Origin of the sequence: Blautia sp. NSJ-175, from assembly GCF_022867815.1 — a bacterium.
In the GTDB taxonomy this organism is placed as follows: domain Bacteria; phylum Bacillota; class Clostridia; order Lachnospirales; family Lachnospiraceae; genus Blautia; species Blautia celeris.
This window is the reverse complement of the sequence record NZ_JALIFQ010000017.1, coordinates 74936-91958: the sequence shown is the minus strand read 5'-3', so window position 1 is coordinate 91958 and position 17023 is coordinate 74936. Positions and strand designations below refer to the sequence as shown.

The 17023-nt window shown below is 46.2% G+C and carries 13 protein-coding genes and 1 CRISPR repeat array (1 of these 14 only partly in view); of the genes, 11 read left to right on the top strand and 2 right to left on the bottom strand.

Annotated features, from left to right (window positions below; all coding sequences use genetic code 11):
- Positions 1-221: a CRISPR direct-repeat array (repeat unit 32 nt) (it extends 1339 nt beyond the left edge of the window).
- A gap of 112 nt (positions 222-333) precedes the next feature.
- Positions 334-2058 (top strand): AAA family ATPase, encoded by a 1725-nt coding sequence (locus MUB35_RS22300; RefSeq protein ID WP_244806867.1) that lies wholly within the window; start codon positions 334-336, stop codon positions 2056-2058.
- A 281-nt stretch (positions 2059-2339) separates the two neighbouring features.
- Here the strand turns inward: MUB35_RS22300 and MUB35_RS22295 are convergent, their stop codons facing one another.
- Both MUB35_RS22295 and MUB35_RS22290 read right to left on the bottom strand, forming a co-directional pair.
- The gene (locus tag MUB35_RS22295) at positions 2340-3698 is read right to left on the bottom strand and encodes an MATE family efflux transporter (protein ID WP_244806884.1); all 1359 of its coding nucleotides are present in this window, start codon (positions 3696-3698) and stop codon (positions 2340-2342) included.
- Between the two features lie 141 nt (positions 3699-3839).
- Positions 3840-4580: a lysophospholipid acyltransferase family protein gene (locus MUB35_RS22290; protein ID WP_227246591.1), complete on the bottom strand. Its 741-nt coding sequence runs from the start codon at positions 4578-4580 to the stop codon at positions 3840-3842.
- Between the two features lie 411 nt (positions 4581-4991).
- Between MUB35_RS22290 and MUB35_RS22285 the strand changes: the two genes are divergently transcribed.
- The 10 genes from MUB35_RS22285 (at position 4992) to MUB35_RS22240 (ending at position 17006) form a co-directional block, all read left to right on the top strand.
- Positions 4992-6389, top strand: a complete 1398-nt coding sequence (locus MUB35_RS22285) for an MATE family efflux transporter (protein WP_081960410.1) — start codon at positions 4992-4994, stop codon at positions 6387-6389.
- A 292-nt stretch (positions 6390-6681) separates the two neighbouring features.
- Positions 6682-7776, top strand: coding sequence for a LacI family DNA-binding transcriptional regulator (locus tag MUB35_RS22280; protein WP_033141986.1), 1095 nt, complete (start codon positions 6682-6684; stop codon positions 7774-7776).
- A gap of 20 nt (positions 7777-7796) precedes the next feature.
- Entirely contained in the window at positions 7797-9167 is a 1371-nt protein-coding gene (locus MUB35_RS22275) for an ABC transporter substrate-binding protein (RefSeq protein WP_244806866.1), read from the top strand.
- A gap of 74 nt (positions 9168-9241) precedes the next feature.
- On the top strand, positions 9242-10177 hold the full coding sequence (locus MUB35_RS22270; RefSeq protein WP_244806865.1) for a carbohydrate ABC transporter permease: 936 nt from the start codon (positions 9242-9244) through the stop codon (positions 10175-10177).
- Positions 10174-11058, top strand: a complete 885-nt coding sequence (locus tag MUB35_RS22265; protein ID WP_103731460.1) for a carbohydrate ABC transporter permease — start codon at positions 10174-10176, stop codon at positions 11056-11058. Before MUB35_RS22270 ends, MUB35_RS22265 begins: the two co-directional genes overlap by 4 nt.
- Positions 11059-11083: 25 nt before the next feature.
- Positions 11084-13126 (top strand): beta-galactosidase, encoded by a 2043-nt coding sequence (locus MUB35_RS22260; RefSeq protein WP_244806864.1) that lies wholly within the window; start codon positions 11084-11086, stop codon positions 13124-13126.
- A gap of 204 nt (positions 13127-13330) precedes the next feature.
- Positions 13331-13741, top strand: coding sequence for a protease complex subunit PrcB family protein (locus MUB35_RS22255; protein WP_018595706.1), 411 nt, complete (start codon positions 13331-13333; stop codon positions 13739-13741).
- A gap of 15 nt (positions 13742-13756) precedes the next feature.
- Entirely contained in the window at positions 13757-15316 is a 1560-nt protein-coding gene (locus MUB35_RS22250) for a DUF3794 and LysM peptidoglycan-binding domain-containing protein (RefSeq protein ID WP_033141989.1), read from the top strand.
- 113 nt (positions 15317-15429) lie between these two features.
- Complete coding sequence (ispE, locus tag MUB35_RS22245) at positions 15430-16335, top strand: 4-(cytidine 5'-diphospho)-2-C-methyl-D-erythritol kinase (protein WP_255786244.1); 906 nt, start codon at positions 15430-15432, stop codon at positions 16333-16335.
- Entirely contained in the window at positions 16332-17006 is a 675-nt protein-coding gene (locus MUB35_RS22240) for a GntR family transcriptional regulator (RefSeq protein WP_033141991.1), read from the top strand. The genes ispE and MUB35_RS22240 overlap by 4 nt, the downstream gene beginning before the upstream one ends.
- Positions 17007-17023 lie beyond the last annotated feature (17 nt).

The following is a 17023-nucleotide window of genomic DNA, read 5'->3' as shown; positions in this document are numbered from 1 at the left end:
GGTGGTGTGGATTGAAATAGCCTTCTGGCAGTATCCTCAGCTACATCCCTGGTCACCACCTTCGCGGTGGCGTGGATTGAAATATTATAGTTGGACAGAATATATTAAACAGCATAAGTCACCACCCTCGCAGTGGTGTGGATTGAAATCGGAATCGGAATCGGTCATGATTCTGGCATACATTACTATGTCACTATCTACGCGGTGGTGTGGATTGAAATGTCTTGCCTCTATCAAAGAAAAGTTTGAATTGTTTGAATTTTGTCATCACCTGCGCAATAGCGTGAATTCAAATTTAGTGACCAGACCTTGCAGAAAGAGGTGAGCATAAAGATGAATACAGCAATAAAAAAGAAACTCCCAATTGGAATAGAGAACTTTGAAAAAATTCGGACAGAAGATTTTTATTATATTGATAAAACAGGTCTGATCAAAGACCTTCTATATAATTGGGGAGAAGTAAATCTCTTTACACGCCCCAGACGTTTTGGCAAATCCCTTAACATGAGTATGTTGAAAAGCTTTTTGGACATTGAGGGTGACATAACATATACAGAAAAGTTATTTAATGGATTGGAAATTTCAAAAGAAACAAGCCTTTGCAAAGAATATATGGGCGCATTTCCAGTTATTTCAATTAGCTTGAAAGGCGTAAACGGCATAGATTTTGCAGCTGCGCGGGATATGATGCGTTCCATCATTGGGAATGAAGCGCTGAGGTTCTATTTTTTATCCGAAAGCAATAACCTGAACGAGAAAGAAAAAATGCAGTACAATCAGTTGACTGCAGTGGATGAAAGCAACAGGCAGGGTTTTACTATGTCAGACACGCTGCTGATGGGAAGTCTGAAGACGTTATCCATGCTGCTGCAGAAACATTATGGCAAAAAAGTCATTATACTGATTGACGAGTATGATGTCCCCCTGGCAAAGGCCTTTGATAATGGCTATTATGAAGAGATGATTATGCTGATACGCAATCTGTTTGAGCAGGTATTAAAAACTAACGACAGCCTGCAGTTTGCTGTGTTAACAGGCTGTCTGCGGGTGTCAAAGGAAAGCATTTTTACCGGGCTGAATAATATGAAAGTGCTTTCCATCACGGATGTCCGGTTTGATGAATACTTTGGATTTACAGATAAAGAAGTAAGAGAACTTTTGGAATACTATGGACTTACTGCGTCCTATGAAACTATAAAGGATTGGTATGACGGTTATCGTTTTGGTGATGTTCATGTTTATTGTCCCTGGGATGTGATATGCTATTGTGATGAACTCAGATTTGATCCCAAAGTACAGCCAAAGGATTACTGGTCCAATACCAGCAGCAATCAGTCTGTCAGATACTTTATAGAAAATGCGGAAAGCAATACAACAAAACGTGAGATTGAGCGCCTGGTTGAGGGGGAAGCAGTTAGAAAAGAAATCCGGCAGGAATTAACCTATCGTGAATTGTACAGCGATACAGATAATATATGGAGTGTTCTGTTTACTACAGGGTATCTGACACAGCAGGGAAAATCTGATGATGATATATTTAACCTGGTAATTCCTAACCAGGAAGTGAGAAAGATATTTACGAGACAGATTATGGAATGGTTCCAGGATATGACGAAGAGAGATGGAGATACATTAAATATGTTCTGCGATGCATTTGAAAATGGTGATGCAGCAGGAGTGGAAATGTACTTTAATGCCTATCTTAGAAAAACTATCAGTATCAGAGATACTTTTGTGGGAAAATATAGAAAAGAGAATTTTTATCATGGGATTTTGCTGGGACTGCTTGGATTTAAGGATAGCTGGGGTGTATGGTCCAATCGTGAATCCGGAGATGGTTACAGCGATATACTTGTAGAAATTGAAGAAAAAGATTTAGGCATTGTGGTAGAGTTAAAATATTCTGAGGACTCCAACCTTGAGGCGGGATGCAGACAGGCATTGCGGCAAATTAAGGAGAAAAACTATACGGAAGAGCTAAAAGCACTCGGGCTAAATCACATATTAAAATTTGGAATAGCATGCTGCAAAAAGCGCTGCAAAGTTATGGTGGAATGAACCTCCGGTACTTTTATTTATGCTGTCTCTGAATAACATAGAAGAATGATCAATATTTTAGACTGTCTTAAAGCTCACGTAAAGATAATCAAGTACCATAACCACTGGAGATAGTTCCATCAAAATAAACGAGGATTCCCTCACCCCCATAGCGGAAGGGAATCCTCAAACCAATCTTAACAGCAGTGCAGACCCGAGAAATACCTGCATCCCCACTGACATAATCCCACATAAACCCAGGTCTTTCATTTATATCATATATGCCCGCATTCAGCAAAACTTCATCTTACCCCAACAGTCTCCCATCTCCTCCTCCATTTTCCCGTCAAATACCACCCAAACGATATCACATAATTGGCGGCCCACCCCATAGGCACAGCCATCCATGCCACTTGAATGCCATACACCGGCGCGAACACATTTGTCACGACCACCCGGATAGAGAGATTCACAAGATTAGCCACTGTAAAAGCCTTCACATCCCCGGCCCCGCGCAGCAGTCCGTCTGTGGATGCTTTCAGCCCGATAAAAGCGTAAAAGAACGAAAGAAACTTCACATAATCCAGTCCCGTCTGAAAAGCGGCACTTCCATTTCCGGCGTCCAAAAACGCTGAGACGAACACATTCCCAAACAACTGATAGAGAATACACAGAAATGCCCCGGCACTCAGCACCGCTGCATAACACATCCGATATCCCTTATTCACCCGTTCCAATTGTCCGGCACCCACATTTTGGGCAGTGAAGGTGGACATGGCATTTCCCATAGCCAGCATAGGCACAATGCTGATAGACTCGATTCGCATTCCCGCGGAATAACCGGCCAGCACAGAAGCTCCGAAGCTGTTGACAACCGACTGAACCAGAAGAATCCCAATCTGCACAATAGACTGCTGGATAATAGAGGGAACCGCAATCCTTACCATGGAAAACATAAGCCCGGCATCATATACACGCCAGTGTTCATCTGTTTCATACCCCTTCAGCTTCCGCAGAAGCAGCCCAAACGAAATTACAGCAGACACTCCCTGAGCAATCAGAGTACCCACAGCAACCCCTCTCACCCCCTGCTGAAACCGTATGACAAACAACATATCCAGGAAAATATTCAGCAGAGAGGAAAATATCAGCAGATACAGCGGCGTCCTGGAATCTCCCAGCGCATTGAAAATGGACGCCTCCACATTATACATAAACAAAAACGGCAGCCCGGCAAAATATACAGCCAGATAAAGCGCTGCGTCCGAAAAAACCTCTCCGGGCGTATTCACCCATCCCAGAATCCGGTGATTCAGGAAAAGTCCCAGCGCTCCCAGGCAAATACTCACCACAAGGAAGTTGATAAGCGTGGTGAATACGGCTGTCTTCATTTTGCCTTTCTTTCCTGCGCCGAGACATTGGGAGATGATCACAGAACTTCCGATTCCTCCGCCGATAGCAATGGCAATAAATACATTTGTAATCGCATAAGAGGCACCTACAGCGGCCAGCGCCCGTTCCCCAACAAAATTTCCAACGATCACAGAATCTGCGATATTATAAAACTGCTGAAAAAGATTCCCTAAAATCATAGGCAGCGCAAAAAACAGCAGCGAGCGCCCGGGTGGGTCTGTCAGCATATTGTATGTTTTCTTCTTCATCATTCTTTTGTCCCTCTCTTCTGCGGCATTTTTCTTCTGTTTAATCCAGAAACGCTGCCTCGGTATTCCTTCTATAATAATAGAATAACCGAAACAGCGTTTTTTACGATAAACTGCAGTATAAACTATAAAATTTTACCTTCAGAAGTCTTCCCTGTGTTTCTTCAGCATATTCAAAATAGTTTCCTGTGTATACGCCCCCAGACGTTTTTTATCTTCCTTTGAAAGCTGGTCCGGATAAATGGGTTTTCCATACTCCACGATCACTTTAGCAGGTTTGATCTTAGGAAAATGTGCCTCAAAAATTTCAGCGGAATTGGTGATCGCCATAGGGATAATAGGACATCCTGATTTGGTGGCTATCTTAAAGCTGCCTTCATGGAAGGGAAGCATATCCAGTTCACTTTCATTTTTATTTCTGGTTCCCTCGGGGAAGATGCAGATGGAAACGCCGTTTTTCGCCTCATCAATGGCAGTCAGAATGGTCTTCATACCCGCTTTGATATCCTTTCTGTCCAGAAACAGACAGTGCAGGTATTTCATCCAGTTGGACAAAAGGGGAATCGGCTCCATTTCTTTTTTGGCAACATATCCGGTCAGATCCGGGCACAGGACATAGGTGAGAAGAATGTCAAAGAAACTTCTGTGGTTTCCTATGTAAAGGACTGCCGTGTCATGGGGGACATTTTCATGGCCGATGATTTGGATATCAGACCCTGTAATCTTAAGGACACATCTGAAAACTGCCTGGACAATGCGCAGGGAGCTGATGTCCTTTGCCCTCCGGTTAAATTTACCGATCACCCATTCAACCAGCAGGATCGGAATGGATAAAATAAGAAATCCTACAACTACAATGCATACAAGAATAAAGCGGAACATAACACTCACCTTTCTATACCGTTTGGTATACCTTACGGGGCACACTTGCTGTGCTATAAATTACGGGATGCCATTTATGGTATATGTTATTGGATAAGAAACCAGATATGCCGTAGGCATACCTGGCCGGAAATTTTATATATGATGTGCCGTATCCAATACCTGGAACTTCTTATATTATACGGAAAACAGGAAAGGGATGCAAGCCATATTTAGCCCTAATATACAGAAAATACACAACTCCGGCCAAAAGCATCTCTCCATATACAGAAGTTTTTAACAAATCCTGTTATTCTAACGAAAATCCCCGCGAAAAATCGTCATTATATTCCAAATTATTTTCTTTACAAAGAAGATTTCCTGTAGTAAGTTATGTAGTATATCGCTGATTTTAGGGGGGCTTAGAGAAAAATGGGAAAGACCGGAGTGATGAAGAAATTCATCGGAGATAAAAAATTTTATAAGATGATCCTGGCTATTGCCATACCTATTATGATACAGAACGGCATCACCAATTTTGTCAGTCTTCTGGATAATATCATGGTAGGAAGAATCGGTACGGAGCAGATGTCAGGTGCTGCGATCGTAAACCAGCTTATCTTTGTTTATAACCTCTGTATTTTCGGAGGTGTGTCGGGTGCCGGTATATTTACGGCACAGTATTTTGGACAGAAGGATAATGAGGGTATCCGCAATACCTTCCGGTATAAATTGTGGATGGCTCTGATCCTGACAGTGGGCACTGTCATCGTTTTCCTCATTGGAGGGGAACAGCTTATCAGCATGTACCTTCACGGGGAGGGCAGCGCGGAGAATCTGGCGGCTACACTTGCTTACGGGAAACAGTACCTTTACATTATGCTGATAGGGCTTCCGCCGTTTATGATGGTTCAGGTATACGCCAGCACTCTGCGTGAGTGCGGGGAGACGGTTACACCTATGAAGGCCGGTATCACGGCCGTTGTCATTAACCTGGTGTTCAACTACATATTGATCTACGGAAAATTCGGATTTCCGGTACTGGGAGTGCGGGGTGCAGCCATAGCGACCGTTCTTTCCAGATATGTGGAGGCTGCCATTGTCATTCACTGGACACACAAGCATAAAGAGGTCAACCAATATATTGAAGGGCTGTACCGCACGCTGAAGGTCCCGGCACTGCTGACGAAGAAGATACTGATCAAGGGTACGCCCCTTCTTCTGAACGAAGCTCTCTGGGCGGCCGGGATGGCTATGCTGACCCAGTGTTATTCCATCAGGGGATTAAACGTGGTGGCTGCCCTGAACATTGCCAATACCATCAATAATGTATTCAACATAGTATTTATAGCCCTGGGAGATTCCGTGGCCATTGTGGTGGGACAGCTTCTGGGTGCGGGCAAGATGAAGGAGGCCCGGGATACAGATACGAAGATGATAGCCTTCTCCGTATTCTGCTGTACCGGTGTGGCTCTGCTGATGCTCCTTCTTGCGCCGCTTTTCCCCATGCTTTATAACACCAACCAGGAGGCAAGGGAGCTGGCGAAATACTTTATCATGGCAACCGCGGTCTTCATGCCGCAGAATGCCTTCCTCCACGCCGCTTACTTCACCCTGCGTTCAGGAGGAAAGACAATTGTCACCTTCCTGTTTGACAGTGTGTTCATCTGGGCAGTGAGTGTGACCATAGCCTTCTCTCTGAGCCATTTTACCCTGCTGCCCGTAGTGGCAATCTATATACTGGTGCAGATGGGAGATATGATAAAATGTCTCATTGGATTTATATTGGTGAAAAAGGGAGTATGGCTGCAGAATATTGTGGCGGATTAGAAAATTAAATACAGGGACTGCCCGGCAGAATAAAAGGCAGTCTGAAAAGAGGAACAGGAAATGCGGCTAGGCATATCCTGTTCCTTTTTCATGTGCGTCAAATATGACAGGGAATCCTGTGTGGACGTGTGACCACATATAGCGATATTGATAAAACATGGCGAAAGAAATATGATTATCCTATCAGAAGTCATAAAGATAGGAATTTTTACAGGCCTTATTGAGAAAATTGTGCACAATAAGCAAAAGTTCAGTTAATGGAACTATCATCACAATAATAAGGAGTAAAGACATGCCGTCCAGAAACACAGAAAAGCCTATAACAAGAAAAGACATAGCAGAATTACTTGGCGTATCTGTATCAGTTGTATCAAGAGCTCTGAACAACAGCGGGTATGTGGAAGAAAAAAAGAGACAGAAGATTATAAGGACAGCAGAAGAGCTGGGATATGTTCCGCAGCCTGTGGCCATGAGCCTGCAGGAGAGACGTACAAAGCAGATTCTTTTTTACTGCAAGGATCTCAATAATGAATTTAATCTGGAAATGTACCGGGGTATGTGCAAAACCGCTAATGAGCGGGGGTATATGGTCGTGATGAATGGTGTTCTGTCTTTTGCCAGGATTCGTGACACAATGATTGACGGAATCATAATGCCCAATGAGAACCTGACGGAATATTATCTGGAACAGGTGGGAAAGAATTATTATCTTCCCGTTGTGAGTGCGTCCTATTGCAATCCGGTGAACCTTCCAAAATCAGTTCCTTTGGTGGAGATAGACATGTACCGGGCTATGGAGGTTGGTATGCAGTATCTGTTCCATATGGGACATAAGCGGATCGCCTTTGGGTTCCCATATTCCACTACAAACCCTAACTCCAGGCTTCTTGCATTCAAGGAGCAGATCAGCCTGAAGTCTGACAGAAGATGGCAGGACTGGGTCGTCAGTGTACATTGGCTGGATAAACGGGATGACATCCGGCTTATGGCCTTCAAGGAGGATATGGAGGATAATTCTCTGAAAATGGAGGAGGACTTTTTTGCAAAAGGCGAGATCGCAGCGCAGCTCTTTCAGGAGAGAAAAATGGATGCCACGGCGGTCATCTGTTTCAATGATGAGTTTGCTCTGGGTATGATGAGGGAGTTACAGAGAATGGGGGTGAAAGTGCCCCAGGACATTTCCATAGTGGGTATAGACGGCACAAGAGCAAGGAGATATGTTACACCTCTTTTGACAACCGTGGATGCAAATCCACAGAGGCAGGGCGGCGAGTGTGCAAAAATTCTTATAGACATGATTGAAAAGAAGAATACAAAATATATTGTTCATCAATCAGTAAGGCTTCTGGAAGGAGAAAGTGTTAAGGATTTGAGAAGCAGACGTTAATGATATCAGGAGGAAAAGATATGAAGAGAATGAAAATGATGAAAAAAGCAGCCATTTGGATGCTGACCGCTACCATGGCAGCAGGGCTTACCGCCTGCGGAGGTTCCGGCGCGGAAGCCGAGGATACTGGAGATATCTCAGACCCGGAATCCGTAAAAGGAACCATCACAGTAGGCGGCTGGCCATCCGGCGATGATGCATTTAAGGCTGCTCTGGAGGGGTTTCACAAAGAATACCCCAACGTGGAAGTGAAATTCCAGTTTACAGATACAACTGCTCATCATCAGGCTCTGCAGACAGCACTTTCCGCCGGTTCAGGCGCACCGGATGTGGCGATGATAGAAGGAGCTTATGTTGCTCAGTACAGGGATTCCGCGGCGCTTACGAATTTAAAGGAAAAGCCGTACAATGCAGATGAATTAAAGGATGATTTCGTAGAGTTTAAATGGGACCAGTGCATTTCTGCGGACGGAAATGCTGTCCGCGCAATCCCATGGGATGTTGGTCCATGCAGCTACTTCTACCGTACGGATATTTTTGAGGAGTGCGGACTTCCAACGGACCCAAAAGAAGTGGCAGAGCTTATGAGTACCTGGGACGGCGTTCTGGAAGTGGCACGCAAAGTTTACATACCGGGAGAGCGCTGGCTCTTGCCGGATGCTTCCTATCTCTACTTTGAACTTTTCTGCAACAGGGATTATTACGATGAAGATCTGAACCTTAAAATTGAAAGAGAGGGAGACCTGGACTGCTTAAACGCTGTAATAAAAATGCGTGAAGAAAAATTGGACATGAATGTTGATATGTGGGGTACTGAAGCTACAGCTGCCTTTGGAGACGGGACCCTGGCGTCAGTATGCACAGGAAGCTGGTTCGGCGGATTCCTGAAGACAGATTATGCACCTGATGCAAGTGGAAAATGGGGTGTGACCACCATGCCGGGCGGCGTGAAGGCATCCAACTGGGGGGGTTCCTTCCTTGTGATCCCGGAACAGTCTAAAAATAAAACAGCAGCATGGGCGTTTGTAAAATACATGCTGGCAACCGCACAGGCACAGAATGAAATGTTTGAGGCAGTGGACTATTTCCCTGCATACAAACCTGCCTATGATGATGCAGACATTTACGGTATGGAAGACCCGTATTTCTGCAGCCAGAAGACAAAAGAACTGTGGGTGGAATTGGCAAATGAACTGAAACCCGTCACCACGACTATGATGGACACCACAGCGGAGGGGTGCATTTACAGTTCAGTCAATGCAGGACTGGAAAAAGGACTTGGTGCGGAGGAAATCAGGGATTTGGTTAAATCAGATATTGAGAAGGCAACGGCAGAAGTAAAAGAACAACAGATACAGACATTAAAGGATGCCGGTGTCTGGGACAAATAATAAGATTCAGTCAGCCGCTGTACGGCCGGTGCCGCACAGCGGCTGCTTTAAACAGACAGGAAAGGAGAACGATTGTGAATACTGTGAAAAAAAAGACTGGTTTCCTTTATACTCTGAAGAAAAATAAGGTTGCTTATGCCTATATTGCTCCTTTTTACATTCTCTTTGCCATCTTTGGCCTCTTCCCCATAGTGGCAGGATTCGGCATCAGCTTTTTCAGATGGGACGGTATCTCAGCCATGCATTTTATGGGACTTGATAACTATATCAACCTCTTTAAGGATACGTTATTCTGGAAGGCCATGGGAAACACCTTGTTTATCGGAATCATTGCCCACATACCCATTCTTCTGGGCGGCCTTGCACTGGCGTACATATTAAATTCCAACCTGGTCAAAGGGGAAAACATTTTCAAGACCATCTATTTTATGCCCATGGTAACCAGCTCTGTTGCCATTTCCATTATTTTTCAGAACTTGTTTGGCAACAACTACGGAATCATCAACTGGTTTTTAGGTCTTTTCGGGCAGGTACCCATCAACTGGCTGGGGGGAGACGGCAGCCTGATCAAAGTTGCGGTCATCGCAATGTTTGCATGGAAATGGGTGGGCTGGAACATGGTGATCTATCTGGCCGGTATGCAGGGCATCAACGCGGACATATACGAGGCGGCAAAAATAGACGGAGCCAGCAACAGCCGCGTTATGTTCAGCATTGTCATTCCGCTGCTGAAACCTATTATCATCTTTACTATCATTCAGTCCAGCATAGGTATGTTCAACCTGTTCACAGAACCCTTCATCCTTACAAATTCAAGCTGGACAGGCGGTGTCAATAACGGCGGACTGACACTTATGATGTATTTGCTGAATAAAGCACCTCAGGGAGGAAACTCATATGGCTATGCCTCCGCGTGTGCTTATGTCATCACCATTATCATTGTGATCATTTCTGTAGGTGTCAACCAAATGACAGAAGACAAACCAAACGGAAGGAGGAAACACTTATGAAAATGCTGCTTTTTCTTATTATGGCAGTTGCACTTGTACTTATTATAATAGCAAAAGTACACCCTGCCGGCAAAAAGATATCTCTGTATATCGTTCTGGGTCTGATCGCACTCATCATGCTCCTTCCTTTCTTCATGATGTTTGTCATGGCCACACACACTACCAGTGAAATCTTTTCCTTTCCGCCTGCCATGTGGTTCGGCGGCAGTCTGTCAGAGAATCTGGCAAACATGAACCTGCTGGTGGATTTTCCGAAGTCCTTCCTCAATAGCTGTATTGTAACCGGTCTGAACACCATTCTTGTACTGCTGTTCTGCTCTGTGGGAGGCTACGCTTTTGCTGTGTATGATTTTCCGGGCAGAAAAGCATTGTTTGCTGTTTTACTTGCAACTATGATGGTTCCCTGGACAGCGGGAATCATTCCCTGGTTTCTCATGATGTCAAAACTGGGATGGCTGAACACATTTCAGGCATTGATCATCCCCAGCTGTGCCAACGCCTTCGGCATTTTCTGGATGCGTCAGTATTGTCAGAACAATGTACCTGTATCCCTGACAGAAGCCGCAAGAATAGACGGCTGCAGCGAGTGGACTATATTTTTCCGTGTGGTAGCCCCCATCCTGAAGCCGGCATACGCGTCTCTGGGAATCATGCAGTTTGTCAATGTATGGAATGACTTTATGCAGCCTCTCATGATCTTAAGAGAACCCGCCAAAATGACTCTTCCCCTGATGCTGAAGACCATGGTGGGAGACAGAGGCACAGACTACGGCGCCCTGATGCTGGCCAGTACCTGCGCGGTACTTCCCCTGCTCATCGCATTTCTGTGCGCATCTAAATTCTTTATGTCAGGTCTGACCGCCGGAGCAGTGAAAGAATAACAAATATAAAATTGGAGGATAAATAATGGAACTGATAAACGGACAAAAAATAACACTGGGAACCTGCTACTATCCGGAGCACTGGGACAAAAATCTCTGGAGAGAGGACCTGGAAAGAATGAAAGAATGCGGTATTGAAGTTGTCCGCATAGCAGAATTTGCCTGGAGCAAAATCGAACCGCGTGAAGGTGAGTTCACTTATGAATTTTTTAATGAATTTCTGGACCTGGCATATGAGATGAACGTTAAAGTCATTTTCTGCACCCCGACAGCAACACCCCCTGCCTGGCTCACGGAAAAATATCCGGAGACACTCAATGCAGCCATAGACGGCACTCTCTACCGACATGGCGGCCGCAGGCATTACAATTACAATTCCCCAAAGTACCGGGAACTGGCCAAGAGGATTGTAGAAAAATCCGCATCCCATTACGGTCCGCATCCCGCTATTATCGGCTGGCAGATAGACAACGAGATCAATTGTGAGAAAAGTGAATTTTATTCCGAGAGCGATACCGCGGCATTCCGCATCTGGCTTCGGGAAAAGTACAATACTCTGGATACTCTGAACGAAGCCTGGGGAACTGTCTTCTGGAACCAGACCTACACGGATTGGAGCCAGATTTACGTCCCCCGTCCAACTCCCAGCAGCAGCAACAACCCTCATCAGGTTTTGGACTATACCCGCTTCATCTCAGACAGTGCCTGCAGATTTGCTGCCCTCCAAAGCAGTGTCATCCGAAAATACAAAAAACCGGAAGATTTTATTACTACAAACGGAATTTTTTCCAATCTGGACAATCACCGTATGAGAGAGGAAAGCCTGGATTTCATTACCTATGACTCCTACCCAAACTTTGCTTACTGCCGTGACCGCTTTGATCAGAAGGAAGATTCACTGCGCGACAGAATGTGGAGCCGCAACCTGATGGAAGTCCGCTCCATCTCATCGAATTTTGGTATCATGGAGCAGCAGTCAGGCGCCAACGGCTGGAATACCGGTATGGCGGCCCCTACTCCCAAACCCGGTCAGATGACCCTGTGGACCATGCAGAGCATAGCTCACGGAGCTGACTACATCAGCTATTTCCGCTGGCGTACCTGCACCGTAGGAACGGAAATCTACTGGCACGGCCTTCTGGACTATTCAGGCCGCGACAACAGAAGAATCGCTGAGTTAAAAGAGATTCACAAGAAAACCCAGTGTTTAAGTGAACTGGCCGGTTCTGTCTATAAAGCTGAAGCAGCTGTAATCCGTGAATATGACAATATATGGGACAGCCAGCTTGATACCTGGCACAATGCTGTAGAGTGGCAGAGTCAGCTGTCTATTTTCCGGGCCGCCCAGAAGACTCACACCCCTCTTGATTATGTATATTTAAGAGAAACCACCACCATAGAACAGCTTCAAAAATACAAGGTCCTGTTCTATCCCCACCCGGTCCTCATGTCCCCCGAAAGAGCATCCCTTCTGGAACAATACACAGCTCAGGGCGGCACTCTTATCATAGGATGCCGAAGCGCATATAAAGACATGAATGGCCGGTGCACCACGGATTGTCTTCCGGGTCTTTTAAAACCCCTGACCGGTACTGATATCCCGGAGTACACCCTGGTCTCCCCTGAGGACACACCGCCTCTTATCAATTGGGACGGCCAACTTTTGGAAGCCGCTGTTTTCAACGATCAGTTAACCCCGGCCCTCCCCACCGCCCAGGTCCTGGCGCTCTATGAAAACTGCTACTACGAAGGCACCCCTGCCCTCATAAAGAATACCATCCAAAAAGGCACAGTATACCACTATGGTGCCGCTTTCACCGAGCAGGCAGCGGAAGTTTTCCTTGAAAAATTAGACCTGAAGACTCCCTATGAGGCCCATTTCACTCTCCCCCCACAATGTGAAATAGCCCCCCGCACCAAAGACGGTACAACCTACTACTTCATCCTCAACTACTCCAACACCCCTGCCGTCATCTGCCTTCCTCACCAAAAGAAAGACCTTTTCACTCAAACGTATGCCCAGGGAACGATAACGCTTCCGCCCTACGGCGTAAAAGTATATCAATAACCTTCTGACAAAGTATCATTCCAAATACCAAAGCATGCCCGGTTTCCTGTATCTCCACAAAAACCGGGCATACTTTCTTTCTATCTTCTATAAAAGCAGTATCACACTACGCTGTCCACAGAAAAAATTCCTTGTCATATTCCCCTTTTCCTCCACATACACTATTGCTAAGAGCACCCAAAACCAAAGGCGGTCCCCCCAACATTGAAAAAATTAATCCTAACACTATGTTTCATCTGCCTCCTGACCCTCCCTCTGACATCCTGCAGCATAGAAAAAGTCAAAGCCCAGGACGGAGTCAAGCCAGAGTACACAGTGATGAAGGAAGAGGATTTTCCTGATAAAGTCAAGGAACTGATAGAAGAAAACAAAGAATCAGAATTCCAGCTTACATATCAGGACGGTTCCTATCTATACCTTCTCAAAGGCTATGGCAAACAAGAGACAGGAGGATACAGTATCCAAATTGAGGACTTGTCCCTGTGGGACAATGCCATCCATCTACAGACCACCCTAATAGGGCCGGAGGAGGACAAAGACCTAAAAGACGAGCCATCCTATCCATATCTGGTGGTGAAAATGAAATATCGGGAAGAACCGGTAATCTTTGAATAGAAAAGAGGGCTTATTGTGGAATTAATAACAAAACAGATGCGTATGATGCATACAAAATGTGAAGCTGTCAGCCAGATTACCTTTGACGAAGATTTAAATGTGCCGGATATCAAGCCGGACGTAGGCCGGATGATCCAGAAAAAAGGTGAGATCCATATAGATGATGTCCAGATATCCGAGGGCCATGCTTTCCTGACAGGCGCTTTGATGGTCTATCTCCTCTATGTCAGCGACAGTGAGGAGCGTAAGATCCAAAGTCTCCTGGGCACCCTGCCCATTGGGGAGACCATGCATCTGGAGGGCCTGGAAAATGGTGACAAGGTTCGGGTAAAATGGGACATTGAGGACCTGAGTGTCCAGCTTATCAATTCCAGAAAGCTGAACATCAAAGCCCTGGTCACCTTTACCGCATCCGTGGAGGAAATGCAGGAGACAGACCTGCCTGCAGGTGTGGATGCGGAGGGCATTTCCCAGAAAAAAAGGGACATCTCCGTCATGGGGATCGCGGTGCATAAAAAGGATACCATGCGGGTAAAAGAGGACATTGCCCTTGCATCCAACAAGCCCAATATCCACGAACTGCTGTGGAACACCGTGGAGGTCCGCGGCATGGATATCCGGGCTGAAAATGATAAGATAGGCGTAAAAGGCGAACTCTTCATATTTGCCCTGTACCGGGGTGACGATGACAATAATTCCCTGCAGTGGCTGGAGCACTCTGTCCCCTTCTACCAGGAGCTGGAGTGCGTGGGCTGCACTGTGGATATGGTGCCAAACATAGATGTGACAATGCCTCAGAGCAAGCTGGAGGTAAAAACAGACAGTGACGGGGAGGAACGCCTTATAGGCGTGGACGCTGTTCTGGAACTGGAGATGAAGATTTATGAGGAAGAGGAAATGTCCCTTCTTCTGGACGTATACACCCCGGTAAAAGAATGCGTCCCCATACGTGAGAACAGAAAGCTGGAAAGCCTGCTGGTAAAAAATAATTCCAAATGCCGGGTAGGCGACCGCATTAAAATGGAACAGAACCAGGGAAAGATCCTTCAGATCTGCCACAGCGACGGCAATGTGAAAGTAGACGACACCCATCCTGTGGAAAACGGCATAGAGGTGGAGGGTATTGTGCAGGTGAGAATCCTCTATATTATAGGGGATGATGATATGCCGTTCTATTCCATGGATGCCATGATCCCCTTCTCCCATGTGGTGGAAGCTCCGGGAATAGGGAAAAACTGCACCTATCACCTGCGGACGGATCTGGAACAACTGTCAACCACCATGATTGACAGCGATGAGATAGAAGTAAAGATCGTTATGAATCTAAATGCCCTTGTGTTAAAGCAGACAGACACAGGCATTATCCGGGAGATAGAAGAGCGGGAGCTGGACAGGGAGAAGCTCCAGAGCATGCCCGGAATTGTGGGCTATCAGGTACAGCCCCAGGATACACTCTGGGACATCGCCAAGAAATTCTACACGACGATCGAAACCATTGTGCAGCTCAATAATCTGGAAAGTGATGAGGTAAGACCGTATGATACCTTGATTTTAACAAAGAAAGTGGAATCGTAACAGGTGAAAGTGCAATCATAATATTTTTAGGTGTTGAAAAAAGGAGGCATATCGTATAGAATAAAGTGTATAAAAACGAATACAATATACAATAAACATTTAATGATTCGCCTTTGGGCGCATGGAAGGAAACACAGGAGATAAAGATGAGATTAAGGGCACTGGCGAAAATTAATCTGGGATTGGATGTAGTCAGAAAACGTGAAGACGGTTATCATGAGGTCCGCATGATCATGCAGACTATCAACATGTATGACCAGTTAGAAATTGATATCAAAGAGGAACCGGGGATTTCCATTACTACAAATCTGCCGTTTATTCCCACGAACGAGAACAATCTGGTCTATAAAGCAGCGCAGCTTTTAATGGATGAGTTCAAAGTGAAGAAGGGGATAACTGTGGATCTGCAGAAATTCATACCGGTCGCTGCCGGCATGGCAGGCGGGAGTTCGGATGCCGCCGCTGCCATGATCGGAGTGAACCGACTGTTCGGACTGGGGCTTACTGTGCGGGAGCTTATGGAGCGGAGCGTGAAAGTCGGTGCGGATGTTCCGTACTGCCTGCTTCGGGGCACTGCGCTTGCAGAGGGAATCGGAGAGAAGCTGCGTGCTCTGCCGCCCTGTCCGGACTGCTACGTGCTCATTGGGAAGCCGCCTGTCAGCGTGTCCACGAAATTTGTCTATGAGAAGCTGGATGCATCGGAGATCGTGCAGCATCCGGAGATAGACAGAATGCTGGAGGGGCTCCAATGGCACAATTTGAACAGGATTGCCGAACATATGGGAAATGTTCTTGAGAGCGTGACAATTCCGGCATACCCTGTGATCGAGGAGATCAAACAACATATGAAGGACCACGGCGCAGTCAATGCCATGATGAGCGGCAGCGGTCCTACGGTCTTCGGACTCTTTGATGACAAGGCGACAGCAGAGCAGGCCTGTGAGGCACTGCGCGAGAGCAAGATCGCCAGAACCGTTTTCTTGACTACAGTATTCAATAATGGAGGAAGACACAGATGACAACGGATTTGGAAATGCATATGGATGAATACCTTCCGCTGCGGGATGTGGTTTTCAATACTCTGCGGAGGGCAATATTAAAAGGTGATTTAAAACCCGGTGAGCGGCTTATGGAGATTGCCCTGGCTGAGAAACTGGGTGTGAGCAGAACCCCCATCCGGGAGGCTATCCGGAAGCTGGAGCTGGAGGGCCTGGTAGTCATGGCTCCCAGAAAAGGGGCAAAAGTGGCTTCTATCACAGAGCGTGACCTGAATGATGTGCTGGAAGTCAGAAAAGGTATGGAGGAGCTGGCCATCCGTCTGGCCTGTGAGCGGATCACCCCTGAGGAGCTGGAGGAGCTTGATAAGGTGGAGCAGAGGTTCCTGAGCCTGACCGAGAACGGGGATCTGACTGAGCTTGCGGAGATGGACGTGGCGTTTCACGATATCATTTATAAGGCCACCAATAACAAACGGCTGGTACAGTTGCTGAGCAACTTAAGGGAACAGATGTACCGCTACCGCATTGAATATCTGAAGGATATTGCCGTGCGCCGTACCCTTGCCCAGGAGCACAGGGCCATCTGCGAGGCACTGCGCAAAAAGGACAAGGAGTCCGCACTGAAATACGTCTATGTCCATGTGGACAACCAGCAGAAGGCCATCATCCGAAGCCTGAATGAGCAGGAATAATAATAGAAGAAATGGAT

Bases quoted from the DNA above. Each gene is read 5' to 3' on its own strand.
- MUB35_RS22300 (WP_244806867.1), top strand. From the start codon at position 334: ATGAATACAGCAATAAAAAAGAAACTCCCAATTGGAATAGAGAACTTT.
- MUB35_RS22295 (WP_244806884.1), bottom strand. From the start codon at position 3,698: ATGAAGAAGAAAACATACAATATGCTGACAGACCCACCCGGGCGCTCG.
- MUB35_RS22290 (WP_227246591.1), bottom strand. From the start codon at position 4,580: ATGTTCCGCTTTATTCTTGTATGCATTGTAGTTGTAGGATTTCTTATT.
- MUB35_RS22285 (WP_081960410.1), top strand. From the start codon at position 4,992: ATGGGAAAGACCGGAGTGATGAAGAAATTCATCGGAGATAAAAAATTT.
- MUB35_RS22280 (WP_033141986.1), top strand. From the start codon at position 6,682: ATGCCGTCCAGAAACACAGAAAAGCCTATAACAAGAAAAGACATAGCA.
- MUB35_RS22275 (WP_244806866.1), top strand. From the start codon at position 7,797: ATGAAGAGAATGAAAATGATGAAAAAAGCAGCCATTTGGATGCTGACC.
- MUB35_RS22265 (WP_103731460.1), top strand. From the start codon at position 10,174: ATGAAAATGCTGCTTTTTCTTATTATGGCAGTTGCACTTGTACTTATT.
- MUB35_RS22260 (WP_244806864.1), top strand. From the start codon at position 11,084: ATGGAACTGATAAACGGACAAAAAATAACACTGGGAACCTGCTACTAT.
- MUB35_RS22240 (WP_033141991.1), top strand. From the start codon at position 16,332: ATGACAACGGATTTGGAAATGCATATGGATGAATACCTTCCGCTGCGG.